Source organism: Nocardia sp. NPDC004068, from assembly GCF_042874315.1.
GTDB lineage: Bacteria > Actinomycetota > Actinomycetes > Mycobacteriales > Mycobacteriaceae > Nocardia.
In genome coordinates, this window is sequence record NZ_JBIAMW010000007.1 from 363895 (window position 1) to 389825 (window position 25931).

The following is a 25931-nucleotide window of genomic DNA, read 5'->3' on the forward strand; positions in this document are numbered from 1 at the left end:
TGAATCTCTCATGCTCACGCCCGCTCGGTCGCCATCAGCCGGACGACGTCGTCGAGCGACGCGCCCCCCAGGATCGCCGCCACGGGCAGCTCCCGGTTCAGCTCGGCCCGCACCCGCTTGCGGAAGTCCAACGCCTGCAACGAATCCAGGCCCAGCGCCACCAGCGGCACGGTGCCGTCCAGCCCGTCCAGGCCGTCGGCGCCGATCACCTTGCCCAGCTCCCGGCGCACCCGCTCGGACAACGGCGCGTCGGCGGGCGGCGACGCGACCTGTTCCGGAACTGGTTCGGCCGCAACGGTTTCCGTGTCATTGGCGGCGCGGACGCGTTCCAGCAGCGGATGGAAGCCGAGCGCCGACATCATGGCGCGCACATCCGACCAGTCGGCGGCGGCGACGAGGCGGTTCGCCGCTCCCGGCCGGTCCGCGTGCTCGGTCAGGCCGACGGTCAGCGCGTCCGCCGCGGCCATGGCGACCACCCCGGCGGCCTCCACCGGCCCCACCCCGACCGCGTGCAGCGGGCCGGGCAGATCCCACAGCCCCCACTGCACGGCCACCGCGTCGACACCCTGCGCGCGCAGCCGCCGGGCCAGCACGTCGAGCATGCGGTTCACGCTCGCGTACAGCACCTGCCCGCGCCCGCCGAAGGTCGCGGCGGCCGAGGAGCACAGGATCACCCGGCAGTCCTCGGTGCGCGGCAGTGCGCGCAGCACGACGTCGGTGCCGTAGATCTTGGAACCGGCCATCTCCCGGGTGTTCTCGGCGGTGACGTCGGCCAGTTCGGCCCGCACATAGTTCACCGCGGCGTGCACGATCAGGCTCGCGGGCAGCTCGGTCACCGCCGCGACCGCGGCCGGGTCGGTGACATCGCAGGCGGTGACGACGATCTCGGCGGCCGGGGCGTCGGCGCGGATGCCGCGCAGCCGCGAGGTCACCGGTTCGGTCTCACCGGAGCGGCTGAGCAGCGTGATCCGTCGCGCCCCCGCGCGGGCGTAGTGCTCGCAGAAGGTCGTGCCCAGAGTGCCGGTGCCGCCGATGATCACGACGTGGTCGAGATTCCGCGCGGCGGGCGCCGGGTGCGGGGTCGTGTCGACATCGAGGCGCTTGGCGTACACGCCGCCGCCGCGCAGGGCCAGCTGCGGTTCCGCCTTGATGTGCAGCGCGCGCACCAGGGCCGCGGCGATATCCGGGTCGGCGCCCGCGGGCAGATCGATGTGCCGGAACGAGACGCCGAGGTGTTCGGTTGCCAGACAACGGAATCCGGCCGACACCGCGCCCTGGAACGGATGCGGGGCGGGATCGTCGTCGGTGGCCGCCTCCCCGCCCGTGGTCACCAGCCAGCATTCACGCACACCCGTGAGATCGGGCAGCCAGGTGGGATCGCCGAAGAATCCGGCGAGCTCCTCGACCGCCGCCGGGCCGTCCATCTCGGGCGACTCCGGCAGCAATACCACCACGGCGTCGTAGCCGCCTCCCGAGTGCGACCGGGACGAACCGGCATCGCCGCCAAGGGCACCGGATCCCTCGGCGCGGGGCCGGGACGAATCAGCGGCGTCGCCGGTGACCGAAGCGCGCGCGGTGTACAGCCGGGCGGAACCGCCGTGGTCGTGGGCGGCCGCGCACACCGCGGCGGCGAGGTCGGCGCGGGTGCCGGTGTGGTCGACGACGAGCAGATCGCGCGGGGGCACCAACGAGCGGCGTTCCAGTCGCGTCCAGGTCTCCGCCAGCCGCAGCGGCAGGGGGCGGTCCGCGGCCGGAACAGGTTGTGCGGCAGGCGGTTCGGCGGCGGCCCAGAGCCGCCGCGCGGCCATGACCGTGTGCGGAAAGTCGGGCAGCGGCAGCGGCACCGGACCCTCGACACGCAGTGCCCGCCAGTCGTAGCCGAGGTCCGCCACCGCGACCGCGGCGAGATTCCGGGTGAATTCGCGCAGGCTCGTCGCCGTGCGCAGCGAGGTGCCCAGCACGCGGAAATCGCGCGGCGGCGCCGCCGGATCCGGCGGGACCAGCGTCAGATTCTCCTGCACCGCCAGTTGCAGCGTGGGATGCTCGGCGACCTCGACGAAGGTGTCCACCCCGTCGACGCCCGCGGCGACGACCGCGCGATCGAAGCGAACCCGATTGCGCAGGTTGAGATACCAATAACTCTCGTGGTCCAGGTCGGGCGTGATGCGCCCGCCCAGGGCCGCGCCGTAGCAGGGGATGTCACCCGGGTCGAACGTGCGCCCGGCCATCCGCAGACCCAACTGGTCGGACAGCGAGCCCATCACCTCGTAGACCAGGGAGGTGTGCGCCGGATAGGCGACCTTGATCTCCTTGGCGAACAGCCCGCGCGCGGCGCTCGTGGCGACGATATCGGTGATCGTCTCCCGATCCCCGGCAATGGCCAGGATGTGCGGCGAGTTGATCACCGACAGTTCGGCCCAGCCGCGATGGCGGGCCAGCAGGGCCTCGCAGTCCTCGCGATCCATGCCGAGCACGGCCATGGAATAGCCACGCGGAGCGAGCTTTTCGACATTGAGCGCGCGCTGGGTCACCACGTACACCGCGTCGGCGCGGGACATGATGCCCGCGATGTGCCCGGCGGCCAGCTCGCCCTGACTGTGTCCGATCGTCGCCGCCGGGCGCACGCCCGCGGCCTGCCACATTCTGGCCAGCCCCGCCATGTGGAACATGAGCGCGGGCTGCACCTCCCACACGGTGTCGGCGTAGCCGCCCTCCTCGCCGAGCAGATAGGCCAGCGGCTGCCGGTGCCCGAACTGCTCCTCGTGCAGGGCGGCGCACGCGTCCACCTCGTCCCGATACGCCTGGGACAGTTGGTGATACAGCGCGCCCATGCCCGGCCGTTGACTGCCCTGACCGGGGAAGACGAAGCCGACGCGGCGCGCGGTGGCCGTTCCCGCCACGACGGCCGGATGCTCCTCCCCCGCCGCGATCGCGTCCAGCGCGGCCAGCAGTTCCGCCCGCGTCTCGACCATCGCCAAGGCGCGGCGGCGGCGCGCGAGCCGGGTGCGGAACAGCATGTCCGCCACGCGTTCCGGCGTCACCCGGTCGTGGTCGCGGAGATAGCCCGAGATCCGCGCGGCCTCGGCGCGCAGTCCGGCATCGGTGTCCGAGGACACCAGCACCGGAATCGTATTGTCCGGGAGGCGATATCCGCCGTACCGCTCAGACATACCGCTCCTTCAGGACGGGCATGGCGACGACGGCGTGCGCGTTGGTGCCCGCGACGCCGAACGAGGAGACCGCGCCGTAGCGCACGCCGTCGGCCGGATCCCACGCGGTCAGTTCGGTCGCCAACCGCAGGCTGGTGCCGTCCCAGTCGACCGCGTCGGTCGGGTTGTCGGCGAACAGGCTCGGCGGCACCTGACCGTGCGCGCCCGCCAGCAGCACCTTGATCAGGCCCAACGCCCCGGACGCGGCCTGGGCGTGGCCCGCGTTGGATTTCACCGAACCCAGCAGCGGCCCGCGCTCACGCTCCGGCGCGCCGTACACCCGGCTCAGCGCGGTCAGTTCCAGCGGATCGCCGACCGGGGTGCCGGTGCCGTGGCCCTCGATGACCCCCACCCGATCGGCCGAAATGCCCGCGGCGGCAAGGGTTCTCTCGATGAGCCGTTGTTGCGCGCCCGCGCTCGGCACCGCCAGCGGGGCGCCCTTGCCATTGTGGTTGACACCGGTCGCCAGGAGGCGGCCGTAGATCCGGCGGCCCTGATCCCGCGCCCGCGATTCCCGTTCCAGCACGACCACGCCCGCGCCCTCACCCCACAGGGTGCCGGTGGCGTCGGCGGCGTAGGCGCGGCAGTGGCCGTCGGTGGCGAGGGCGTTGTTCTTGGCGAATTCGAAGAACGCGGCGGGCGAACCCATGACGCACACGCCGCCCGCGAGCGCCCACTCGCATTCGCCGGTGCGAATCGCGGTGGCGGCCAGGTGAATCGCCGAGAGCGCCGAGGCGCAGGCGGTATCGACGCTGAGCGACGGCCCGACCAGCCCGAGGCCGTGCGAGATGCGGCCCGCCACCGCGCCCAGCGCCGTGCCCGTGGCGCGGTAGCCGCTGTGTTCGGTGACCGCGGCGCTGCTCGGCCCGTATTCGGTGATCGATACGCCCATGAAGCAGCCCGCCTCCGCGCCGTCGAGCGCGCCCGGGTTGAGCCCGGCGTGCTCGACCGCCCGCCAGGCGACCCGCATGGCTACGCGCTGCTGCGGATCCATCGCGATCGCCTCGCGCGGGGTGACGCCGAAGAACTGCGGATCGAATTCCGTTGCGCCGTACAGGAATCCGCCCGCGTCGTGGACCCGGCTCCATCCGTCGAGCTTGTGCAGCGTCAGCAGCCGCTCGATCGGCCACTCGCGGTCGCGCGGGAACGGGCCGATCAGTTCGCGGCCCTCGGCCAGCGCCGCCCAGAACTGGCCGGGCGTTTCGATACCGCCCGGCGCCTCGATCGCCATGCCCGACACCACGATCGGATCGTCGTGGTCGGTCATCGGACCGAATTCGTTTGGGGGGCGAGCAGTTCCACGATTCCGGCGATATTGTCGTCGAGGTAGAAGTGGCCGCCGTCGAAGAGGGTCACCTCCACGTCCTGCTCGCTGTGCCGGTCCCAGGCGTACAGATCGCGCGGGGTGACGAAGGTGTCCTCGCTGCCACCGAGCACGTGGATCGCGGCACGCACCGTGACATCCGGCGGGCAGCTGTAGGCGTCGAAGGCGCGGTAGTCGGCCTTGACCACCGGCAGCGCCATCCGCATCACCTCCCGGCTGGCCATCACCTCCGCACCGGTGCCCTCCAGCGAACCGAGATGGTCGAGAATTTGCTCGTCCTCGGTCGGATGCGGCGGCAATTCGGCGGCGCGGCCCGGGGCGACCGCGGCGGAGGCGGCCAGCAGCCGTACCGGCACATCGGCGGCCTCGGCGGCGCGAACCAGTTCGAAACCGACCATCGCGCCCATGCTGTGCCCGAAGACGGTCAGCGGACGGCCCGAATGATGGTCGGAGGCAACGAAATCGGCGAACGCGCCCCGGGCGATCTCGGGGATCGTCGCGCACGCGGCCTCGCGGGCGCGGTCCTGGCGTCCGGGATACTGGAAGATCACGACGTCGAAGTGCGCGCTGAACGCCTTGGAGAACGTGCGGTAGGCCGAGGCGCCGGTCCCGGCGTGTGGGCAGATCAGAAGGGGCGGAAGGTCGGCGGACGCCGGCTTGTGGAACTGCCGGACCCAGCCGAGTGGTGCTGGCATGACGAAGAACTCCTGCGATACGGACGGATCACTCGGGCGCGTCGGTGAGATAGCCACCGCGAGCGAAGAATTCGGCAGCCGGACGCTCGTCTCCGGCCGCGATGCGCACGCGCCGGATCACCAGTCCGTGATTGCCGCCGCGGAACGCGTCCGGGCCGCAGACGACCGCGCCGCCGCCCTCCTGCACGATCACCCGACCGGGCGTGCCGCCGTAGCGGGCCTCCGACACCGCGGCCTCGAGCACCTCGACGCGTTCGCCGCGGTAGTAGGTGAACGCGCGCGGGTACGGCGCGGACAGCGCGCGCACGAAACGTTCCAGATCCGTTGCGGGCCAGGACCAGTCGATGCGGCTGTCGCGGTCGGAGCGCTTGTGGAAGTAGGTGCGCTCGGCCTTGTTCTGCGGACGCCACCGGGCGGTACCGGTGTCCAGGGCGTGCAACGCCTCCCCGAGCGCGCCCGGGATGAGTTCCATGGCGGCCTCGACCAATTCGGTGCCGGTGGCGCCCGGCGGCACCGGCAGCTTGCGCTGCACCAGGATGTCGCCGGTGTCCAGGCCGTCGTCCATGCGGTGGACGGTGAGGCCGATCTCGGATTCACCGCTGATCAGGGCCCACAGCACCGGGGAGAAGCCGGTGAACTTCGGCAGCAGCGAATCGTGCAGGTTCAGCGTGCCGTGCGGCGGCAGGTTGTACAGCTCGGCGGGCATCCACGTGTACCAGCTGTTGACCACGATGAGGTCGGGCTCGGCCCGCTTGACCAGATCGATGGTCTCGGCGTCGGCGCGCTCGGTGAGGTGGACCGGGATTCCGTGCTCGCGCGCCAGCTCCTCGACCGAGTCGTTCCAGATCGCCTTGTAGGACTGGGCGCTGGTCGGATGGGTGACGGCGAGCACCACCTCGTGTTCCGAATCGATGAGGGCCCGCAGGGTTTCACGACCCCAGGTCTGATAGCCGAACGACACGATACGCATTGAACCTCCCGTTAACTAAGCTGAGCCTAACCTATCTTCGCCCGTCCAGAACAGACCTCCCCCGCGAACGCGCGCCGCGGACCGGTGCGGGCGCGAGGACGCGATCGGAGAGTTCGCCCAGGCAGCTGAGGTTCGGGAAGCCGGGACCCTGGGACAGTGCGGCGAGGTTGGGCAGGTAGAGCTTGGCGTCGAGACCGGTGACGGCGAGGTCGTAGCCGATGGCCGTCTCCACGCGCTGTTGGGTGAGCGGACCGCCCACGGCGAGTTCGAGCAGATCGGCGGCGTCGGAGTCGAACAGCTCCAGGAACCACAGCGGCTGCCCGCCGGTGGCGTCGACGACCAGGTCGAAGGTGTGAATGTGGTCCGGGCGCGGCAGGTTTCGCAGGGTGAGCGCGACGCCGTCGCCGTGACCGGCGACGCGGATGACGCGGCCGCGCAGGTGGTGGACGCGATTGTCGCTCATCAGGCTTTCCTGCACGCGCACCGAGAACACGCCGCGGTCGGCGCGCCGGATGACCTCGCGGCGTTCGTCGATGCTCAGGCCCGCCCACGCGGTCGGATCGCTGAACAGGGCGTTCTCGAAATAACTTTCGCCGCGGGTGTAGATGGTGGCGTTCGGGGAGATGACCGAGACGGTGAGCACATCGTGGCGGACCAGTTCGTCCAGGGCCGAACCGGCGGTCTCGCCGCCGCCGATGACCGCCGCGCGCGAGGAGGCGGGCAGGCCGCGCTTGCCCGCGAGGTCCCAGAAGTCGGCGATGCTGAGCACCCTGGGGTGGTCGGCGAGGGCGCGGCGGCTGTCGCCGGGACCGGTGATCATCAGGGCGTCGGCGTCGATTTCGGCGGTGCCGCCGCCGGATTCGTCGACCGTGACCAGCCAGCCGTCGGTCGCGGGACGGATGCGGCGCACGGAGCCGGAGACGATCTCCGCGCCGGATCCGGCCGCGACCCATTGCAGGTAGCGCGCCCAGACGTGATGGCGCGGGCTGGGTCGGCCGCGGTCCACCCATTCGGCGTAGGTGCCGTTCTCGACGAGGAACGAGGTCCAGCTGTAGGCCGTCATCGCGGCATCGATCTCGCGATTGCGGCCGCGCGCCCAGGTGGACCGGTACGGGAACCCCACATCCTTCTCCGGGCTGGTCCCCAGCCGATGCTGCCCATCGGTCCAGCCCCCACTGGGCAGCCAATTGCCGCCCACGGCATGGCTTTCCACCACGATCACCCGCGGCGCGGAAAGCCCCATCTCCCGAAGGACCCGCGCCTTCGCCGCGACCGCCATGGCCTTCGGCCCGGCCCCGACCACGAGAAGTGTGTCCACTGGGAGCTCCGATCCCTACGAGTAAGCGTTACCTACGTTTGCATAGGCTTACCTTATATCGCTCGGCGGGGCCAGCCGAGGGGTATGGGAGATCGGGGTGGTGCTCACCACGTACCGGTGGTGCGGGGCGGGTGCGTTCCGGCTAGCCCAGGTTCTCGACGGTGATCGGCTCGATGCCTTCCTCCGGGGGCAGCGGGAAACCGAAGACCTGGCTGTAGAAGCTCAATTCGGCGTCGAGGGCGCGGCGGATGTTCTCGGCGCGGCGGAAGCCGTGTTGTTCGCCGTCGAAGACGAGGTACGCGACCGGGATTCGGCGTTCGCGCAGGGCTGCCACGATCATCTCGGACTGGTTGGGCGGGACCACGGCGTCCTCGCTGCCCTGGAGGACGATCAGGGGCCTGCGGAGTTGGTCGACGCGATGGATGGGGGAACGTTCGCGGTAGACGTCCCGCCGGGCGGGGTATTCGCCGATGAGGCCGTCGAGGTATCGGCTCTCGAATTTATGGGTGTCGGCGGCGAGGGCCTCGAGGTCGGCGACGCCGAAATGATCCGCGCCCGCGGCGAATACGGTGTCGGGGCGGGCCAGGGCGGCCAGGGTCGTGTAACCGCCCGCGGAGCCGCCGCGGATGGCGAGGCGGCGCGGATCGACGCGGCCCTGGTCGCCGAGCCAGCGGGCGGCGGCGAGGCAGTCGGCCACGTCCACGATTCCCCAAGTGCCCGTGAGCAGTTCGCGGTAGGCGCGGCCGTAGCCGGTGGAACCGCCGTAGTTGACGTCGACGACGGCGAAACCCCGGCTGGTCCAGTACTGGGTCTGCGGTGACAGGGCGGGGATCGCGAGCGCGGTCGGGCCGCCGTGGATCATGACCAGCAGCGGGGGGAGTTCGCCGTCCGGGCCGTCGAAGTCTCCGCTCGCGGGCGGATAGAACAGGGCGTGCGCGGTCCGCGGCGTGCCGGAGCCGTCGACCGACGGGAAGGAGATCGGCTCGGGGACCGAGATGGACGCGGCGTCGAGGCCGAGGTCACGCGGCGGGCGCAGCACCTCGATACGCGGTGTGCCGTCGGCGATTTCGACGCGATACACCCCGGGTTCGGCGGTCGGGGTGGCGGCCACCACCACGACGGCGGCGGCCGCGACCCGCGCGACGGCGGCGATCGCGGAGAACGGCACCTCCAGATCCGTCACCGAGCCGTCCGGAGCGCGCAGTCCGAGTCCGTCGTAGCCGTCGCGCCAGCGCGCGAACACGATGCCCCCGTCGCCGAGCACGGCGTACCGCGCCGAACCCAATTGCCAAGCGGGCGTGCCGATCTCGGCGTTCATCTCGATCACCGGGGTGACCTCGCCGCCCGGCGTCCAGCGGTAGAGATTCCACCACCCGTTCCGATCGGACAGGAACAGCAGCGAGCCGTCGTCCTGCCAGCGCGGTTCCTGCACCGACTCCCCCGGCCCGCCCGCGACGATCGTGTCGACGCCGCTGGCGAGGTCACGCACCCGCAGCACGGTGTCGTCCCACGGCATGGCCGGGTGATCCCACGACACCACCGCGAGCGCGCGCCCGTCCGGGCTCACCCGCGGCGCGACGACGAAGTCCGGGCCGCTCACCAGCACCTCGGGCACACCGTCCGCCGCCAGCCGGACGATCTCGTTGCGCACATCGATCGCCCCGCGCCCGCCGACGGGATGGTGCTCCCGCACGGCCACGACGCCGGTGCCGTCCGGGACGACCTCACCGTCGCCGTACCGATCGCCGCGCGGCGCGGCGGGCGCCGGGGTCATCGCCTCCGGCGCGCCCCCGGGCGCCAGCCGATACAGTCGCTGATCGGCCCAGTTCGCGAACCAGACCACGCCGTCGCGAACCCACCACGCCGCGCCGCCGTACTCGTGTACCGCCGTCCGCGCGTCCATGCCCTCCGGCAGCAGATCGGTCAGCGTTCCGTCCGGTTCCCGCCGCACGATCTGGGTGCGCCCGCCCTCGTCGGGCCGCCCCTCCGACCAGTAGACGTCGTCCCCGTCGACCCGCACCTCCCCCAATCGCACCGCCGCGGCGACGACGAGTTCGGAGGTGACCGGGGTCGGCCACGACCCGAAAGGCGACTGTGTGCGGTTCACGGACCCAGGCTAACCGGCGTTCGAGTCGGGACGCGTGCACGAGGCGGAATGGACTGGGCGGCAAGGGTGTTGTCGGACGCGACGGCGTTCTGCTATCGAGGAGGCGATATGACGGGTTCGGCGGTCATCGACGAGGGAACCGAGTTCGGGGGGCGTGTCGTGGAGCGCCTCGGGAAGGAGGCGCTGGGGTGGCTGACCACCGTGGGGCCGAGCGGGACGCCGCAGCCCAACCCGGTGTGGTTCCTGTGGCACGGCGGCGAACTGCTGGTGTTCAGCCGTCCGGACCAGGCGAAGCTGCGCAATATCGCGGCGAACCCGCGGGTCGCCCTGAACTTGAACAGCGGCCCCGACGGCGGTGACATCGTCGTGCTGACGGGTGCGGCGCGGATCGATCCGAGCGGGGCCACCGCCGACGAAATCGATTCGTACACAAGCAAATACCGCGAGAACATGGACCGGCTGAAGTATACTCCCGAGGGCTTCTACGGTGACTACTCGACCTTGATCCGGATCGTCCCCGATCGGGTGCGCGGCTTCTGAAACGACCGGTAGCCGGATCGTGTTACCCGCCAGCTACTGTCGTAGGCGATGAGACGCAGGCAGCGGCCGCCGTTGGGTAAGCGGCACGGATTGGATCCCGCGCGGCTCCGGCTTCCCGAGGACGGCGCGTGGGTGACCATTCGCGACCATCTGGTGGAACGGCTGCCGCGGGTGCCCGCCGAACGGATCGATCAGCTGCTGGCCGAGGGCGCGATCGTCGATCTGGACGGGCCGATCGCGCCCGACGCGGCGTATGTGCCCGGTGGGGCGGTCTGGTTCCACCGGGATCTGCCCGTCGAGACCGAGGTGCCCTTCGAGATCACGATCGTCCATCGAGACGACGCGTTGCTGGTGGTCGACAAGCCGCACTTCCTGTCGACGATCCCGCGCGGACAGCACATTCTCCAAACCGCGCTGGTGCGGTTGCGCCGCGAGCTGGATCTGCCCGATCTGATCCCCGCACACCGGCTCGACCGGGCCACGGCCGGACTCGTGCTGTTCGTCATCGATCCGGCCCGCCGGGGCGCGTACCAGACCCTGTTCCACAAGCGGCGGGTGCACAAGGAGTACGAGGCGATCGCGCGCTACGACCCGGAACTCACCCTTCCGCGCACGATCCGCAGCCGAATCGTCAAGGAGCGCAACATCCTTCGCGCGTTCGAGGTGGACGGCGAACCCAACGCCGAGACGCGGGTCGAACTGCTCGAGCACCGCGACGGCCTCGGGCGTTATCGGCTGGTGCCGGAGACCGGGCGCACCCATCAACTGCGCCTGCACATGAACGGGCTCGGCATCCCGATTCTGGGGGACGACTTCTATCCCGAGATCACCGACCGCCCGGTCGACGACTTCACCCGGCCGCTCCAATTGCTCGCGACCGCAATGGAATTCACCGATCCGATCACGCGCGAACCCCGTCGCTTCCGGACCACCCGCACCTTGCAGGCGTGGACCGACCCGCGGGGCTGGGCCGCGGGCCGGTCCGGGTGAGGGATCGTCAGACTTCGACCGAGGGCCGAATGTCGGTGTCCTCCTTGGGTTCCCGTACCGCGTCACCGTGGCCGGGCCACCAGGCGATGTGTCCGATCAGCGCGGTCAGCGCCGGGGTGAAGAACATCGCCATGACGAACGCGGCGATCGCGATGCCGACCGAGATGGCGAATCCCATCTGCGACAACACCGTATTGCCCGCGAGCATCATGGAGGCGAAGGTGCCCGCCAGGATGACACCGGCCGCCGCGATGGTCGGACCGGTGTGCCGGACGGCCAGCGCCGCCGCCTGCCGGGGTTCGTTGCCCTCGCGGGCCTCCTCCCGCAACCGCGCCACCATGAGGATGTTGTAGTCGGTGCCGAGCGCGACCACGAACAGGTACATGATCAACGGAAGCGTGAAGATCAGCCCGGTCTGGCCCTGGAGATGCTGGAACACCAGCACCGCCGCGCCCAGCGTCGCGGCGAAGCCCAGGAACACCGAGAACATGAGGTACCACGGTGCGACCAGGCTGCGCAGCAACAGCGCCAGCACGATCATGATCAGGATCGCCGCCACGGGGAACACGACGGCGTAGTCGTGATTCATGGCGGCCTGGAAGTCGACGAACACCGACGTCAGACCACCCACGACGGCCGTGCTGCCCGGTGGCGCCGCCGCGTGCGCCGCGTCCCGCAGCGGACCCCGCACGGTGGCGAGGGCGGCGTCGGATTCCGGCGCCGACGCCAGGGTGACCTTGAAGTCGGCGACCGTCTTGTCCACGGACACAACGGGATCGGCGACCTGCCCGACGCCGTCGACGCGCAGGGCGTTGCGATAGGCCGTCAGCTGTTCGTCGGTCAGCGGACCGGGCGATTTCAGCAGCACATCGGAGGGCTGGGTGACGCCCGCGGGCAGGCCCTTGAGCAGATCCTTGCTGTACACCACCGATTCCGACGCGTCGGAGGTCGATCCGGAGGTGAGATCGAAGGTCGGATTGAAGCCGATCGCGATGGCGCCGAAGGCGATCAGCAGCAGGCCCGACACTCCCGCGAAGACCGCCGGACGCCGTCCGAGCGCGCCGCCGACGGCGCCGAACCGCGCCCCCTTCGGCTCGGACTTCCACGCCTTCGACGGCCAGAACACCTTGGTGCCCAACAGCGATACGATCGCCGGAACCAGCGTCAGCCCCGCCAGCAACGCCACCGCGACCGCGATCGCCAGCGCCGGACCCAGCGAGCGGAACATGCCGAGCGTGGACAGGATCAGCGCCATGAAGGCGATGATCACCGCGCCCGCCGCCGAGGTGATGGCCTCGCCGACCCGGCTCACCGCCGACACCATGGCCGTCTTCGGATCCTCGCCCGCCCGCAACCGTTCTCGATAGCGGAACATCAGGAACAGTATGTAATCGGTACCGACGCCGTAGAGCACGACGACGAGGATCGAGCTGACCGAACTGTCGATCTTCAGATCGAAACCCTTGCTGACCCAACCGATCAGGCCGTTGACCACACCCGTGACCGCGCCGATCACGACGATCGGCAACAGCGCGATGACCGGGCTGCGGAAGATCACCAGGAGCAGGGCCAGGATCAGCACGATCGTGGCGATGCCGATGATGGCCAGACCCTTGGTCGAGGACTCCTGCGCGTCGAGACCCTGTGCGGCCTGACCGGTGATGCCCGCCTTCAGATCGGTGCCGTCGACCTTGGGGTGCAAGGCTTTTCGCAACGCCTTGACCGCGTCGGCCTGGCGCGTGTCCCCGGCGCTGGTGACCTTCGTCATCTGCACCGCGGCGATCTGGATCAGGCGGTTCTCCGACGGCGGCGTCGCCTGGATCGCGGTGACGTCGGCCAGGTGGGCATCGCTCAACTGGGTGGTGACGGCCGCGACGGTCGCGGCGTCGGCGTCGGTGAGCGGCGCGCCGTCGGACCGTTCGAAGACGATGATCGCCGCGGGCGCGGACACCTGCGGGAACGCCTTCTCCTGGAGCTGCGCCGCCTGGATCGACTCGTAATGCGAAGGCAGGAAGTCGGATTGGTCGGTGGTGGAGGTGAGCTTCGGCGCCGTGGCGACCACGGCGATGACGATCAGCACCCACAGACCGATGGTCTTCCACGGATGGCGGACGACCAAGCGGCCCAACCGTGCGAACATGTCGAAAGTTCCTTTCCCGTCGACCGGGTGTCAGATGTTCAGATCCTCGGTGTACGGGGTCTCCACCGCGGCGACGACCCGGCGATGCAGTTTCGCCGGGATGTGCTCGCGCAGTTCGTCGATCGAGTCGACGATCTCGACGGAGTAGTCCCCCCAGTCCGGCTCCTCGGGCCCGAGGCCGAACAAGTTGCGCCAATTCTTCCAGCTCGAACCCAGGTCCGCCACAACAATTTTGCGGTTCGGGAACTCGGCCCATTCCGCCATGTGGCGCTGCACGACGAACTTGCCGGTGCGGCTGCGGTAGACCTCGTGACTCTCGATCCCGACCTTGGTGCAGTCGCGCGTGCGGGCCAGGAAGCGGCCCGTGAAGCGTTTGCCGCGCAGGCCGTTGGGGCCGTCCTTGACGACGATCTCGCGCAACGCGTCCTCGAGCACGTTCGCGGGTTCCGATTCGGTGGTCATGACTTCTCCATTCGCGGATTGACTCCTGTGACGCACCCGGGTCCGCGCGTCGGGCTCGACGGCCGTCGCGCCCTGCGCCGACTATACGTAGACGTATACATATAGAGCAAGGGGTAATTCGGCCGGACATGCCCGCGGCGCCCCGAGCGGATGAACGTAGACTTGCCGCGATGTCTCGAACCGATAACGCCGACCCGCCCCGACGCCTGCACGCCTGGCTCGACGTGGCCGTCGTTGTCGTCGTGCTGGCCGGGACGAATCTGATCGCGCACTTCACCTCGGCGTGGGCGAACGTCGTCACCGTTCCGCTCGCGGCGATCGCGCTGGTGGCTCTGATGCGGCGACGCGGACTCGGCTGGGCCGAACTCGGACTCTCGCCACGGCACTGGCGGCGCGGGACGGTGTACGCGCTCGGCTCGGTCGGCATCGTGCTGGCGGCCGTCGGTATCGGCGCGCTGCTGCCGATCACGCGGCCGTTCTTTCTGGCCGATCGATATGCCACGGTGTCGGGCGCGCTGGTCGCCTCGATGATCGTCATTCCGTTGCAGACCGCCATTCCGGAGGAATTGGCGTTTCGCGGCGTGTTGCACGGCGCGCTCGACCGCGCGTCGGGGGTGCGGGGCGTATTCGCCGCTGGTTCACTGCTTTTCGGGCTCTGGCACATCGCCTCGTCGCTCGGTTTGACCAGCGGCAATCGCGGATTGAGCGGCATTCTCGGCGGCGGGGTGGCCGGGCAGGTCGCGGGCATCGGCCTCGCCGTGGTCGCGACGGCCGCGGCGGGGGCCGTGTTCACCTGGTTGCGGCGTCGCAGCGGCAGTCTGCTCGCGCCGATCGCGCTGCACTGGTCGCTCAACGGCGCCGGCGCGGTGGCCGCCGCGCTGGCGTGGCATGTCGCATTTCGCTGATCCCGAAAGTCGCCGGTAGCGGGGCGTTTTCGGGCGCGTCACCGAACTGGTGTTCGGATCGAGCATTGACCACGGACAGGTCACGGATTACTCTCACCTCGATCACACATACGTTCGAGTGATCGCCCTCAGGCATTGCACCACGCGGAAACGCACACCACCCCGCCGAGCGGAGCGAGGCCATGAAAGACGAGTCCGGCACTTCCGAGATCGCGGCGTTGGCGCAGCGCGTGGCGACCGCGCGCGGCAAACTGCCGCTGCAGAGCGACCCCGCGCTGTTCGACGAGCTGTCCGAGGCGGAACTCGCCGCGGAACGCGAACTGGCCGAATGGATTCGGGCCCAGCGCCGCCGCCAGCGCCGCCGGGCCGTCGCGGCCGAGCTGACCGCCGAGAAGCGGGACCGGCGCGTCGCGCTGTCGGTCCGCCGCGCCGAGGACGCCGACCTGCGCTGGCATCGTCGCGCGCTGGCGGCCCGCCGTCGCGTGTCGAGCCCGGACGCGCGTCTGGCCCAGCTGTATCGCCGCGCCGAGTGGTCCTCGCGCGCCCTGATCGGCGTGGTCGTGCTCGGGATGCTGTGGGCCGGGGTGAACGTGCAGCACAACCTCGTGCCCAGCGGCGATATGCGCGACCCGCTGTACTGGCTCAGCTACGGCTTCGAGGCGATGATCTCGATCCCGATCATCACCATCATGGTCGTGGCCACGACGGCCGCCCGCTGGGGACGCGAAATCGCCCGGGGCAAGGTGGTTTTCTTGGAGGCGGCCCTGCTCGGCGTCACCATCGCGTTGAACGCGGGGCCGCATCTGGTCTCGCATGCACCCGCTCGTGCCGCGGAGGCCGCCGTCGCTCCCGTGATGGTGGGCGTGGTGATCTGGCTGCACGCGTGGGTGTCGGCACGGTACGCGCAGTTGATCGACGCGGTGCCCCTCGAGGATCGGGACGCGGAGTCGACGGTCGTCACCAGTGAACGGGCGGATGTGGCGGACGGATTCGGCTCGGCCGGGCTCGCCCTCACGTCGGGATACGCCACCGGCGGCCGCGAGCTCGGGGAGGGGTACGCGGACGTCTTCTCGGGGCGGTATCGCGCGCCCGAGCCCGTGGTCGAGTACAACCCGGAGCATCGGGAAGCCACCGAGACGACGGGGCGGAACGGTCACGCGCATACCGAGATTCGGACGGCGGTCGCCGGGGCGGAGCCGAATTCGGCCGCGTCGCACGGCCGTAACGGTCATACGCACCCGTCGGAGCCGAGCGAGCCCGTCGTCCGCAACGGCCACCGAATTCCGAACGGCCAAGACCCGGCTCCCGCGAGAAACGGCTCGCACAACGGGCACCCGGTGCTGTACCCCCTCGGTACCGAGCCGGGCGGGGACGTGGCACCGAATCACGCTGCGGCCGAACAGATTTCCGAGCGCGACGATTCGGACCGGCCGGACGAGAACGATACGACACCCCCTCCGGGCAGCACGGGAAAAGACCGGGCGCCCAAGGAGAATCGACCCACGAGTAAGCGAACAGCCGGGGCCGAACATCCTTACACCCGGCGCCCCCTCCCCGCCCCGGAACCCGAGACGGGCAGGTCCCGCACCCACGAGGCGATCGACCGTGCAACCCAGCTCGTCCTCGACGACGCCCCCCTCGACCCGCCCTCGCCCCGCCGCGCCTACCCCGTCGCGGCCCCCGCCCCCGTCGCCGTGAACCCCGACGACGAGATCGACCCCGAACCTCCGACCGAGGACGACACCGACTACGCCGCCGAAATCGACGACGTGGAGGTATGGGCCGTGGCCCGCGAGATCTCCGAACGCGGCCTGTCCAAACTCCCCGTCGAACAGCTCGCCGAAATCCTCACCCTCGCCGACGAATCCTGGACCCCCGTAGCCATCGGCGCCAACATCGGCCTCCCCGGCTCGCGAATCCTCGGCATCCTCGACGCGGCCCGCAAAATCCGCCGCCCGTACGCCATTTCGGGCTGAGCGAGCGACCCGGCGGGGCGCGGCCGCGATCAGACCGCGGCGGCGGCGGTGCGGATAAGGTTCGCGACGACGTCCGGGCGGGAGACGTAGATGGCGTGGCTGCCGGGGGTTTCGGTGATGGTGGCGCCGATGCGTTCGGTCATCGACAGTTGGGCGGCGGGCGGGATCATCCTGTCCTCGGTGACGTGCAGGTACCAGCTGGGCTTGCCGCGCCAGGCGGGGTCGGTGATCGCTCCGCCGAGCGCGTCGAGGCCCCACGGGACCTGGGCGTCGGCCAGGAACGCGGCGTCCTGCGCGGTGAGGTCACCCGCGAAGGAGTCGTGGAACTTGGTTCGGTCCAGGAACAGGTAGCCGTCGACGGGCGGCAGGATCGGGGGCTGCGGGCCGTCCTGCGGGAAGGTGGCGAGGAGGCTGTTCACCGATTCGTCCTTGTCGGGGGCGAAGGCGGTGATGTACACCAGGGCACCGACCTTGGGGTGGGTGCCGGATTCGGTGATGACCGCGCCGCCGTAGGAGTGTCCGACGAGGACCGCGTCGCCGTCGACGCCGTCGAGGATCCGACGGGTGGTCGCGGCGTCGTCGGCGAGGGATGTGGTGGCGTTCTGGACCACGCGCACGTTGAAGCCGTCGCGGGTGAGTTCGTCGTAGACGCCGCGCCACCCGGCGCCGTCCACGAAGCCACCGTGGACGAGCACGATCGTCGGTTTGCTCATGGCAACCTCCTCGTCGGCAGGGCGGCGGGATTCGCGCACCCGGAACTGCCGGTCACATCGTCGGTGATCAGGGGTGGTTCCGGCGCGGACGTCCGCGCACTCGATGGGGACGAGAGCGCATCATCGCCTTCCGGGCGGCGGGCGTGCCCGCGCCGCAGTTCGCCGGGGCTGATTCCGTAGGTCGCGCGGAAGACCCGATGGAATCCGCTGATATCGCCGAAGCCGTTGCGATGCGCGAGCGTCGCGATGCTCAGGTGCGCCCACCGGCGTTCGAGCAGTTCGGCGCGCACCCGCGTCAGACGGCGACGGCGAATGTACAGCGCGACCGACTCGTTCTCCGCCTGGAACAGCTTGTGCAGGTATCGCGTCGAGATGTGCGCCGCCGCGGCGATGTCGTTGGGCGACAACGCCGGGTCCGAAAGATGTTGCTCGATATGGGCTTTGACGCGCGTCGTCAGACTCCGCTGCGCGGCGTCGGCGTGCCGGACCTCGCCGGGTTCGGCGAGCAGGCACACCGCCAGATCGGTGGTGCGGGCCAGGATCTCCTCGGACCGGGACTCCGGCACGTCGGCACCGTGCCGGACGAGGTCGAGCACGAATCTGCCGACCACTCCGGACAATCCGTGCCGCCCGGACAGCACCCGCCCGCTGACGCCGCGGCGCTCGGCCTCGCCGAGCGGTACCACCTCCGAGGGCACCGACAGCACAGATACCGACCACGGGCGGGAGAACGTCCAGGTGAACGGCCGCGAGTTCTCGTAGACGACGAAATCGCCCGGCGTCAGCTCGGCGATCCGACCGTCCTGCTCCAGGGACGCGGCACCCTCGGTCAGGACGGCGATCTGGAAGTACGCCGCGTCCGATCGCCGGATGCACCGCCGCGTCCGCCGATGGATGTGCGGGCTCGCGGTCAGCTCGGCGAACAGCATCCGGCCGCGGACCGTCCCCGTCAGCCGCGCCATCGGGTCCGGGGAAAGATCCCAGCCCTCCAGGTTCACCGGCGCGAAGGTGTCACCGAGGACGTGATGCCAATAGCCCTCCCGCTCGGAGGGTTCGACCTCGTCGGTCGCCGCGGAGATATCGGGCACAGCCCCCATCCTCCCCGCCGCCGCGCCGACGATGTCGAAATCCGGACGAATCCGTCTCGCCCGCAACGGGTTCGGCCGAGCGTGCCGCCAGGTACCGGAGTGTCGGCCGATTCGACGCCGGTCGGCGCTCTACGCTGGGCCGATGCGCCTAGGGGTGTATCTGCCGCCGTTCGGGGAACTGGCCGATCCGCGGGTGCTGGCCGATCTCGCGGCCACGGCCGAGTCGGCGGGTTTCGACGGGGTCTTCGTCTGGGACCACGTGGTCCGGCCGCAGCATCCGGGGTTGCCGGTGTGCGATGCGTGGATCGCCTCGGCGGCGATCGCGGCCGCGACCCGCACGGTGCGGTTCGGGCCGCGCGTGACGCCGTTGTCGCGGCGGCGGCCGCACGAGGTGGCACGGCAATCCGTGGCCCTGGACCAACTCGGTGGGGGACGCTTCGTGCTCGGCGTCGGGTTGGGGTCGAACAACGGCGGTGAGCTCACCGCGCTGGGCGAGGAGGCCGACCCGCGGGCGCGGGCGCGGCTGCTCGACGAGAGCCTCGAGGTGATCACCGCCCTGTGGCAGGGCGGGGTGGTCGAGCACCGCGGTCCGCACTTCCGGGTGGACGGGTTGAGTTTCCTGCCCCGCCCGGTACAGGTTCCGCGCATTCCGATCTGGGTGGCGACGCAGTCGCTGCACCGCGCGCCGCTGCGGCGGGCGGCCCGATTCGACGGGTGCTGCCCGGAGGCGTCACCCGCCGATCTGGCCGCGATGCTCGACATCATCGGCGAATTCCGTAGCGGCCTCGACGGTTTCGAGGTCGCGGTCGCGGGCACCGCCGACCGCGACCCGGAGGAGTACCGCGCCGCCGGAGCGACCTGGTGGCTGGTGCAGGTGCCCGAGATCAGCACCCACTCCCAGGCCGCGGCGGTGATCCGCGACGCGGCGGCCCGTCTGATCGGCACCGGCCGGTAATCCGTGACGCGGCGGCTCGCTTGATCGGCACCGGCCAGTGATCCGCGACGCGGCCACCCGCCTGATCGGCACCGGCCAGTGATGCCGCGAGCGCGAGCCGTCAGCTGACGGTGGTTCCCGACCAGCCGAAGCTGAAGCTGTGCCCCTTCGAGGTGCAGTACAACGCGCCCCGACCGCCGCCGGTGCAACTGGCCCCGCCATTGGTGAGGGTGCCCGAAATCTGTGGGCTGCCAGCGATTCCGTGAGGGCCGGTGAGGCCGAACGTGGGGTGCGCGGGCAGGAACGGCAGATCGATCGCGAGGTCGTTCACCTGGATCCCGTACAAATTGGTGCCACCGGGGATATCGCACCCCACATCGCCATTGGCGTGTATCGAACAGTTCGAACCGGCGTAGCTGAAGTACACGGTGTCGTCGTCCACGGCCTGCGCGGGAGCCGCGCCCGCGACCGCGCCGCCCGCCATGGTGAGTGCCGCGGCGAAAAGCGCCGATCCGGCGAGATATTTGATCTTCACCCGGTCGAGTCAACCAAAGATTCTTCCGGATAGCATCTTTCGACGCAGGCGCGCCAATCCTCCAGCGCGCCCGCGAGATTCGCCGCCCGGCGGCCGTTCAGCCCAGCCCGAAATTCGGGCGCCCCATCCACCAATTGCCCGGGGCGTCGGGGTCGGGGTTGGACCAGTAGTCGATCACCGCTCGGCGGAACTCCTCCGGGGACAGGCGGCCGTCCCCGTCGGTGTCGAGGTGGGTGAACGCCTCGTGGATCTCGGCTTCGCTGAGGTTGGGGAAGTGGCCGCGTTGGAAGGCCAGGAATTCGGCGGGGTCCACGGTGCCGTCGGCATCGGTGTCGGCGATGGCGAGGAAGGCGTCGGCCAGGGCGCCCACGGTGGCGTCGGCGGCGGCCGGGTCGTCGGCGAGGCCGCGGGTGGAGGTGACGAACTGCTCCTTGGTGATCGCGGTGCCGCCGTCGGGAATGTGGGGCAGGTGCAGGTCGCGCCAGATCGCCACGTACGCATCGATGATGCTGCGTTCGGCGTCGGAGCCGGGCGGATGCCCCAGCCCGGCGGCGGCGCGCCGGCCGTAGAGGACGTGGTCGTGCTCGGTCAGCCGACCGTCGCCGTCCACATCCAGATGATCGAATCCGTGGCTGATCTTCGCTGCGAGAAAATCGGGAACCGACATGACACACCTCCGCGGCAGGCCGGGTCGACGGGACCCGGATCGGGTGGAACCACACAGATGTCTTGCTCAGCGTCCCCAATGGTAAGGATCGAACGACCTCAGGAACCGAGAAGTCGCGCGGGCGTTACCAGTTGGTTGTGCACGACCACGTCGAACCATTCGGCGACCGTGCCGCCGGACAGGTGGTACGCGGCGTCGTCGGCCGGATCGTATTCGGGACCGATGAGCCGGGTCTTCGCCGGTCGATCCAGCCAGGGCCGCACGTCGTCGCCGGCCGCGCGCAGATCCAGCAGGAAGGCGTCGGCCCCGCCGAGCGCGGCTTCGGCGAAATCCGCTGGCGGCGAGGGGAATTCGTAGGCCATGGAGGTCCCGTGGTCGAAGGTGAGCCCCACCGAGAGGTAGCCCGGCCCGAAATGCCGCCGCAGATACCCGCCCGCGTTGCGGTGCGTCACCCACCGACCCGCGAAACGTACGGTGCGCGCCGCCGCGGCGGCCGTGTGCGCCGTCCCACCCCAGTAGACGATCTTGTCCCCGGTGTTCTCGTGCCACCGGATGACGTTGTCCGCCAACATCCGTTCGATCTCCTCAAGCCCGCCCGTCCCCGGCCCGACGTACCGATCGGGCTCCGGGTGGGCGATCCGCACGGGATCCGCCGGATGTCGCCGATTGTGGTCCCGCAGCCGGACGAGGACCTCGAGAAGCTCCTCCGTGCGCCAGAAGCTCCGCGCGTGCGCCAGCAAGGCGCGCGGGTCGCCGCTCCCGTCGCGCACATACGCGTCGGCCGCGGCGCTGACGGCGTCGTCGCCCTCGAAGACGACGGCACGGAAACCCTTGCGCTCCACCAGATATCGGACGAGCCGATGCGCCACGGCGGACAACTCGCGCGTATCCCGCGTCGCGGCGCCGAGCGCCACCACGCTCGCCTCCCCCACCATCTCGCCGAACGGTTCCAGATCGGTGAGCGCCGCCGCCGGGTCGAGCGTGCGCAGCGGATGGGCTTCCCGCTCGACCCAGGAACCGACGGCGGTGCTGAACGTTGTCATGCGGCCAGCCTGCTACCTGAACCGAAGTTCAGGTCAAGGCCGCCGGATTCAGCGCTGCCGCCAGCTCAACGGCCCCGGCAGATCGACGCTGTTCTTCCGGCTGCGCGAATTCCACGACCACGGCCCGATCTTGATGCCCCACGAGGACAGACCCGACCGCGTGAAGTTGAACTTCAGCGGCCCGAAGGATTTACGTTGACGGAAATTGATGGGCATGACGACCTCCTAGAACTCGTCCCCTGGATAACCGGCGGGCACGACGCTAATCCTGTGCGGGCGTGACACGGGCCACCGCCAGTCCTGGCACGACCTTGCCATTGCTAGCAAGACATTGCGCCGCAGCGGTTTTCGATAATCCTCGGCTCGACCGCTAGGCTTTCGTCCGAGGGCCGTGAGGGAGGATTCGCATGTTCACGCGGGCGAAAATCTGTGCCGGAGTGGTGTTTTGCGTACTCGCCGTCGCGCCGTTCGGCGGTGTGGCGCAGGCGGAGCCGAGCGGGGGCAGCGGGTGCGGCAACGGCGATCTCACCTGGGCGGTGGACCAGCCGATCAATATGATTCCGCGACAGGTCACCTTCACCACGGCGGGGGTGCTGCGGGACTGCGTGGGGCTCGACGGGATCGGCGGGGCCACGGTGGCGGGGGTGCACGAGTCGGTGTCGAGTTGCCTGCGGCCCGCGGAGGGTCCGCTGACGTTCACCATCTACTGGTCGGACGGGGAGACCAGTACCGTGCGCGGGGAGTGGCCGGTGGGGATCGTGCAGCCGACCGTCGGCGAACTGGACGTCATCGACGGGCTGGGGGCCGGACGCCGGGTGCGGATCGTGGCGGACTACAACGTGCTGACGCCGGAGATGATCGGCGGCTGCCTCGGCGCGGGCGTGCTGTCGGGCACCGGGAAGGTGATCACCGTCGCCTTCGTGTGACGGTGATTTCGCTCGCGGGTGCGCGAATTCATTGCCTGTCGGCCGCGGGCGTTGTTAAGGTCCGCTGCGTACACGTTCTCAGGGCGGGGTGGAATTCCCCACCGGCGGTGATGGCATTCGGGCAGGTCCGGGTGTCCGAGCCCGCGAGCGCCACGGCCGCGAGGTCGTGGGTCGAGCAGATTCCGGTGCGAATCCGGAGCCGACGGTCACAGTCCGGATGGAAGAGAACGCGGGACCGGGGCGGTCGTGCGCGGCCGCTCGGCGTTCGCGTTGCCCTGGGTGACACCGCGAACATGGAGGAACTATGTCACCCACGTCCCACCGCATCGCCCTCGTCGCCGCGCGCTGGCACGCCGACATCGTCGACAAGGCCGTCGCCGCCGCCCAGGCCCGGCTCGCCGAGCACGGCTACCCCGAGGTCGAGGTGATCGAGGTGCCCGGCGCCTTCGAAATCCCGTTGCGGATCAAGCGATTGGCGACCAGCGGGCGGTACGCCGCCCTCGCCGGCTGCGCCCTGGTGGTCGACGGCGGCATCTACCGCCACGACTTCGTCGCCTCGACGGTCGTGGACGCGCTCATGCGCGTCCAACTCGACACCGATGTCCCGGTGTTCTCGGCCGTGCTCACCCCCCACCACTTCCACGAACACGGCGAGCACCTCACCTACTTCGCCCGCCACTTCGAGATCAAGGGCACCGAACTCGCGGACGCCATCGCCGCCACCCTCGAAGCGCCCGTGGGGGTGAGTTAGCGGCCCACCCTGAGTCAGCGCGGGAACTCGGGTTCCGGGGTCGCGGGCGGCGGGAGGACCGAGCCGGGAAAGCTGGTGCAGGCGTGCAGTTCGTAGGTGAAGATGCCCGCCCGCACGCCCGGGTCGGCGTCCAGGAGTTCGCGGGCGCGGTCGAGGCCGACGGTCAGGATCGCCGCCCCGGCCATGGACGAATCGTCGCGGATCGGGCAGATGATCGGCATGATGCCATCCAGTTGCAGCGACATATTGCGGCGGCCGTGCTCCCAGATGATCGGAAACGCCTGTTGCGCATCGAAATCCGGCGCCTTCCGCAGCAGCACGAGGGTGTACGGCGCGGCCTGCGCGATCCGCGTGCGCATCATCTCGTCGCTGACGTCGGCCATCGGGTCCTCCCGCGGTTGTCCAAAACGCCTCAGGCGCTGAGGTTCTCGTCCTCGTCGGTGTCCTGGTCGGCCTCGGCCGGGGCGGGCTCGAGGGCGATCCGGTCGGTGGCGGCGGCCATCCGCAGACGTTCGGCGACCTCGTTGAAGATGTAGAAGTTGGGGATCGTGCCGACCGGGGCCAGCGAGATCCAGTGGCCGTCGCATTTGAGACGGACCATGCCGTCGCGGGCGTCGATGGTCTGCACCCGTTCCCACGCGTAGGCGACGCCCTGGTAAGCGATGTCGTCCAGGCTCACCGTGATATCCCCGAAATCGACTGTGCGGCCCGCGTCGATGACGGCGACCACGCGCGGCAATTGCGTTGCGGTGACGGCCGATTGGATGTGCGGACCCCATTCCCGCGCGTTCGCGAACAGCTGTTCGTCGAATTCGGCGTGCGCCCCGCCCGGTCCGGTGACGGTGAACGAATAATCGGTGGCCGCGGCGTCGGCGGGGCGGAAGGGGATCACCAGCTGCCGGATCTGGACGGTCTCCCAACGGAACGCGACGATCTCCTGGCCCGAGAAGTACACGGTCATGCCGTGGTCGAACAGGTCCAGCCGGGCGCCGCGGCGGCGTCTGTTGTGCTGGCCGCGCAGGCCGAGGGCCGACAGCGGCACCAGGGCCAGCACGGCGACCGCCGCACTGCCGACGAGGGAGCCCGCCGTCGCGCAGATGACGCCTACGACGAGCAGCCCGCCCGCCACCAGCGCACAGCCGCGCACGACCGTGTCGTTGCTGATGGGAGCGGGCTGGAACGTCTGCCGATGTGCGCCCAGCCGCTCGTACTCGGACATGAGGTGGATGAGCTGTGTCAGGGGCACCGGTCGCCGGCCATCGGTTCCCCCGTCGCCGCGCTCCAGCGTGCTCGGGGTGGTGGTCAATATCCCTCCAATAGGCGGTTTCTCCGCGCGAAGCGTATTCCACCGGGTCGCATCGTGCTACCGGTATGCGCATTCGACGCGCCGAAAGTTCGGACTCCCGACCGGCGAAATTCTCACACGAAACAAAACGCCTGGCGAAATTCAGCGCACCGGAGCGTACTCCCGCGCCGACGGCCGCGCGCCCAGACCCGCCACCATCGCCAATCCGGCGCCCGCGCCGAGGCCGAGCACGCCCGCCGCCCCGAATCCCGCCGCCGAACCCCCGGCGTCGATCGCCAACCCGGCCATGCTGCTGCCGATGCCGGTGCCCAGCGTCATCGCCGCCCCGTGCCATCCGATCGCCTCGCCGCGCCCGCCCTCGGGCACGATCCGGCTGAGCTGGTCGACGGAGGCGGTAATCGTTGGGGCGCACAGCAGTCCGGCCACCAGCCCGGCGACGGCCAGCGGGAACGGACCGTTCGCGAGGGCCATCGGCAGCGTCACCGCGCCGAGCCCGGCCAGCAGCAGGAACGTCGAGATCGACCGCCGCATCGCGCCGTACACCAAACCGCCCACCAGCGAACCGAATCCCCACACCGCCATCACCACGCCCAGCCACCGCTGCGCCCCGAATTCCCGGATCGCGGAGACGAAGGTGAGTTCGGCGGCGGCGAGCACGGCCACCGCCGCGGTCGCGCCCAGGCAGACGGCGACGAATTCGACGCGGAACCAGTGCCGCCGGAGCACCACCGACGATCCGTCGCCGGATTCGCCGCGCAGCGGCGGATTCCACCACCACATCAGCGCGCCCGCGAGAATCATCGACCACTCCACGCCGAACAGCACCGTCCCGGTCGAGCCGACCGTGGTCGCCGCGACGCTGATGACGGGCCCGATCATGAACGCCGCCTCCACCGACACCGACTCCAGGGCCAGCGCGGCCTGCCGGGTGCGTTCGGTGGTCGCCGCGATCACGGCCTGCCGCACCACCCCGAAGACGGGGATGTCGAAAAGCCCTGCCGCGGCGGCCAATACGAGCAACGGGACATAGGAGACGAACGGGGCGATCGACCAGCAGACCGCGCCGACGACGAGCGAGGGCGCGAGGGTACGGCGCAGGCCCAGGCGATCCAGCATCCGTCCCCGCCACGGACCGCTCGCGGCCGTGCACAGGGTCACGACCGTGGCGAGCGCGCCCGCCTGCGCGTAGGAGCCGTGCAGTGTCTGCACGACGTGCAGGGCCAGCAGGACGGTGGCGGCGAAGAACGGGATGCGCACGAGCACGCCCAGCAGCAGCACGTTGCGCACCGCCGCGGCGCTCAAAACCTCTCGGTACGACCGCATTCCATCGAG

24 protein-coding genes and 1 riboswitch are annotated in these 25931 nt (G+C 70.2%); of the genes, 7 read left to right on the forward strand and 17 right to left on the reverse strand.

The features are described 5' to 3' along the window. Window positions 1–14 precede the first annotated feature (14 nt). From nbtC to ACFYTQ_RS20385, 6 genes are all read right to left on the reverse strand, one after another. The gene (gene nbtC / locus ACFYTQ_RS20360) at window positions 15–3170 is read right to left on the reverse strand and encodes a nocobactin polyketide synthase NbtC (protein WP_387362894.1); all 3156 of its coding nucleotides are present in this window, start codon (window positions 3168–3170) and stop codon (window positions 15–17) included. After that, on the reverse strand, window positions 3163–4476 hold the full coding sequence (locus tag ACFYTQ_RS20365; protein WP_387362896.1) for a polyketide synthase: 1314 nt from the start codon (window positions 4474–4476) through the stop codon (window positions 3163–3165). Before ACFYTQ_RS20365 ends, nbtC begins: the two co-directional genes overlap by 8 nt. Further along, entirely contained in the window at window positions 4473–5228 is a 756-nt protein-coding gene (locus ACFYTQ_RS20370; protein ID WP_387362898.1) for a thioesterase II family protein, read from the reverse strand. The genes ACFYTQ_RS20365 and ACFYTQ_RS20370 overlap by 4 nt, the downstream gene beginning before the upstream one ends. A 28-nt stretch (window positions 5229–5256) precedes the next feature. Beyond that, window positions 5257–6198, reverse strand: coding sequence for a methionyl-tRNA formyltransferase (locus ACFYTQ_RS20375; RefSeq protein WP_387362900.1), 942 nt, complete (start codon window positions 6196–6198; stop codon window positions 5257–5259). Between the two features lie 31 nt (window positions 6199–6229). Further along, window positions 6230–7516, reverse strand: a complete 1287-nt coding sequence (locus ACFYTQ_RS20380) for a SidA/IucD/PvdA family monooxygenase (protein ID WP_387362902.1) — start codon at window positions 7514–7516, stop codon at window positions 6230–6232. Between the two features lie 142 nt (window positions 7517–7658). After that, a complete protein-coding gene (locus tag ACFYTQ_RS20385) occupies window positions 7659–9623 on the reverse strand; it encodes a S9 family peptidase (protein ID WP_387362904.1) in 1965 nt (654 codons plus the stop codon). 108 nt (window positions 9624–9731) lie between these two features. Here ACFYTQ_RS20385 and ACFYTQ_RS20390 point away from each other — a divergent pair, with 108 nt between their 5' ends. Beyond that, the gene (locus tag ACFYTQ_RS20390) at window positions 9732–10163 is read left to right on the forward strand and encodes a TIGR03667 family PPOX class F420-dependent oxidoreductase (protein WP_387362906.1); all 432 of its coding nucleotides are present in this window, start codon (window positions 9732–9734) and stop codon (window positions 10161–10163) included. Between the two features lie 48 nt (window positions 10164–10211). Further along, window positions 10212–11153: an RluA family pseudouridine synthase gene (locus ACFYTQ_RS20395; protein ID WP_387362908.1), complete on the forward strand. Its 942-nt coding sequence runs from the start codon at window positions 10212–10214 to the stop codon at window positions 11151–11153. Window positions 11154–11160: 7 nt separating this feature from the next. Here ACFYTQ_RS20395 and ACFYTQ_RS20400 read toward each other — a convergent pair whose 3' ends face one another. Next, complete coding sequence (locus ACFYTQ_RS20400) at window positions 11161–13293, reverse strand: MMPL family transporter (protein ID WP_387362910.1); 2133 nt, start codon at window positions 13291–13293, stop codon at window positions 11161–11163. Between the two features lie 30 nt (window positions 13294–13323). Further along, a complete protein-coding gene (locus tag ACFYTQ_RS20405; RefSeq protein ID WP_387362912.1) occupies window positions 13324–13755 on the reverse strand; it encodes an EXLDI protein in 432 nt (143 codons plus the stop codon). Window positions 13756–13925: 170 nt separating this feature from the next. Here ACFYTQ_RS20405 and ACFYTQ_RS20410 point away from each other — a divergent pair, with 170 nt between their 5' ends. Further along, complete coding sequence (locus ACFYTQ_RS20410; protein ID WP_387362914.1) at window positions 13926–14660, forward strand: CPBP family intramembrane glutamic endopeptidase; 735 nt, start codon at window positions 13926–13928, stop codon at window positions 14658–14660. A 182-nt stretch (window positions 14661–14842) separates the two neighbouring features. Continuing rightward, window positions 14843–16636, forward strand: a complete 1794-nt coding sequence (locus ACFYTQ_RS20415) for a hypothetical protein (RefSeq protein ID WP_387362916.1) — start codon at window positions 14843–14845, stop codon at window positions 16634–16636. 29 nt (window positions 16637–16665) lie between these two features. On the opposite strand, the gene ACFYTQ_RS20420 is transcribed toward ACFYTQ_RS20415, so the two are convergent. Continuing rightward, window positions 16666–17349, reverse strand: coding sequence for an alpha/beta fold hydrolase (locus tag ACFYTQ_RS20420; RefSeq protein WP_387362918.1), 684 nt, complete (start codon window positions 17347–17349; stop codon window positions 16666–16668). Then, window positions 17346–18437: a helix-turn-helix domain-containing protein gene (locus ACFYTQ_RS20425; protein WP_387362920.1), complete on the reverse strand. Its 1092-nt coding sequence runs from the start codon at window positions 18435–18437 to the stop codon at window positions 17346–17348. Before ACFYTQ_RS20425 ends, ACFYTQ_RS20420 begins: the two co-directional genes overlap by 4 nt. 142 nt (window positions 18438–18579) lie before the next feature. Here ACFYTQ_RS20425 and ACFYTQ_RS20430 point away from each other — a divergent pair, with 142 nt between their 5' ends. After that, window positions 18580–19392, forward strand: coding sequence for an LLM class flavin-dependent oxidoreductase (locus ACFYTQ_RS20430; protein WP_387362922.1), 813 nt, complete (start codon window positions 18580–18582; stop codon window positions 19390–19392). A gap of 100 nt (window positions 19393–19492) precedes the next feature. On the opposite strand, the gene ACFYTQ_RS20435 is transcribed toward ACFYTQ_RS20430, so the two are convergent. The 4 genes from ACFYTQ_RS20435 to ACFYTQ_RS20450 all read right to left on the reverse strand — a co-directional run bounded on the left by ACFYTQ_RS20435 (window position 19493) and on the right by ACFYTQ_RS20450 (window position 21832). Next, window positions 19493–19906 carry a hypothetical protein gene (locus ACFYTQ_RS20435; protein WP_387362924.1) on the reverse strand — a complete coding sequence of 138 codons (414 nt, stop codon included), beginning with the start codon at window positions 19904–19906 and terminating at the stop codon, window positions 19493–19495. Window positions 19907–20003: 97 nt separating this feature from the next. After that, a complete protein-coding gene (locus ACFYTQ_RS20440) occupies window positions 20004–20573 on the reverse strand; it encodes an EF-hand domain-containing protein (RefSeq protein WP_387362926.1) in 570 nt (189 codons plus the stop codon). A 98-nt stretch (window positions 20574–20671) separates the two neighbouring features. Then, on the reverse strand, window positions 20672–21616 hold the full coding sequence (locus tag ACFYTQ_RS20445; protein WP_387362928.1) for an erythromycin esterase family protein: 945 nt from the start codon (window positions 21614–21616) through the stop codon (window positions 20672–20674). Window positions 21617–21664: 48 nt separating this feature from the next. After that, a complete protein-coding gene (locus tag ACFYTQ_RS20450) occupies window positions 21665–21832 on the reverse strand; it encodes a DUF4236 domain-containing protein (protein WP_387362930.1) in 168 nt (55 codons plus the stop codon). A 191-nt stretch (window positions 21833–22023) separates the two neighbouring features. On the opposite strand from ACFYTQ_RS20450, the gene ACFYTQ_RS20455 reads away from it, so the two are divergent. Together ACFYTQ_RS20455 and ACFYTQ_RS20460 are read left to right on the forward strand one after the other, a co-directional pair. Then, entirely contained in the window at window positions 22024–22542 is a 519-nt protein-coding gene (locus tag ACFYTQ_RS20455; RefSeq protein WP_387362931.1) for a hypothetical protein, read from the forward strand. Window positions 22543–22612: 70 nt separating this feature from the next. Beyond that, window positions 22613–22775, forward strand: a riboswitch (FMN riboswitch). A 71-nt stretch (window positions 22776–22846) separates the two neighbouring features. After that, entirely contained in the window at window positions 22847–23293 is a 447-nt protein-coding gene (locus ACFYTQ_RS20460; RefSeq protein WP_387362933.1) for a 6,7-dimethyl-8-ribityllumazine synthase, read from the forward strand. Window positions 23294–23307: 14 nt separating this feature from the next. On the opposite strand, the gene ACFYTQ_RS20465 is transcribed toward ACFYTQ_RS20460, so the two are convergent. From ACFYTQ_RS20465 to ACFYTQ_RS20475, 3 genes are all read right to left on the reverse strand, one after another. Beyond that, complete coding sequence (locus tag ACFYTQ_RS20465; RefSeq protein ID WP_387362936.1) at window positions 23308–23676, reverse strand: hypothetical protein; 369 nt, start codon at window positions 23674–23676, stop codon at window positions 23308–23310. Between the two features lie 29 nt (window positions 23677–23705). Next, complete coding sequence (locus ACFYTQ_RS20470; protein ID WP_387362939.1) at window positions 23706–24512, reverse strand: DUF6585 family protein; 807 nt, start codon at window positions 24510–24512, stop codon at window positions 23706–23708. Between the two features lie 228 nt (window positions 24513–24740). Next, entirely contained in the window at window positions 24741–25922 is a 1182-nt protein-coding gene (locus ACFYTQ_RS20475) for an MFS transporter (protein ID WP_387362942.1), read from the reverse strand. Window positions 25923–25931: the final 9 nt, after the last annotated feature.